Origin of the sequence: Alloalcanivorax profundimaris (assembly GCF_015265435.1) — a bacterium.
In the GTDB taxonomy this organism is placed as follows: Bacteria; Pseudomonadota; Gammaproteobacteria; order Pseudomonadales; family Alcanivoracaceae; genus Alloalcanivorax; species Alloalcanivorax profundimaris.
In genome coordinates this window covers 1-916 of the sequence record NZ_JABJWH010000031.1, presented here as the reverse complement: position 1 = coordinate 916, position 916 = coordinate 1, and the positions used below count along the sequence as shown (strand labels likewise).

The 916-nt window shown below is 58.3% G+C and carries 1 protein-coding gene; it reads right to left on the bottom strand.

Annotation, left to right across the window (positions count from 1 at the left end; genetic code table 11):
* Nucleotides 1–5: 5 nt before the first annotated feature.
* The coding region (locus HMJ39_RS13835) for an IS3 family transposase (RefSeq protein ID WP_194297771.1) at nucleotides 6–916 on the bottom strand (911 nt) is incomplete at its 5' end.

Genomic DNA, 916 nt, shown 5'->3' with positions numbered 1-916 from the left:
GGGTTCTACCCCGTTTCCACGGACGGTTTTAAAACGGCGGATAGCTTCCTGTCTTGAGCGGCCACTCTACGTCGCATTCTTGGGTTATGGAACCGCTCTATGTAATCGAATACATCGGCCCGGGCTTCATCCAGCGTTCGATATTGGCGGTGGTGGACCCGTTCTCGCTTGAGCACCCCGAAGAACCCCTCACAGGCCGCGTTATCACCACAGTGGCCCACCGCGCTCATGCTGCTCACAACACGATTGCTGCCAAGGAAACGCTGGTAATCCCCGCTAGTGAATTGACTGCCGCGGTCGGAATGTAGAATAACCGGCGCCTTTCCTCGGCGTTGCCAGATCGCCATCTCAACCGCCCTGATCACCATATGGCGATCTTGTCGGTGGTGCATCGACCAGCCCACGACCAGCTTGTTGAACAGGTCCAGAACTACGCACAGAAACAGCTTCCCTTCTTGGGTCGGTAATTCCGTGATATCAGTCACCCACTTGGTGTCCGGCTCAAGTGCGGAGAAGTCCCGGTCGAGATGATTTTGAATGCCCGGCGGCCGAACGGATCGTCGCCCAGCGCGACCCCGCTTCTTCCGAGGCCAACCTTGAAGACCATTCTTGGCCATCAGGCGTGCCACTCGGTTCAAACCGACCGAGGCGCCTTCCGCCACCAAGTCCTCATGCATACGTGGCGCGCCGATCATGCCCCCGCTGTCATCATGAATCTCTCGGATACGAGCCAGCAGTCGCTGATTCGCCTCCGACCGAGAGGACGGTGCACCAGAAGCCCACGCGTAATACCCGCTGGCGGAGACCTTCAGGCATCGACACATCAAGCGTATTGGGAAGTCACCGCGACAGCGCTGAATCGCCTGATACCTCAGGACGACTCCTTGGCGAAGAACACTGCCGCTTCGCGCAAAAA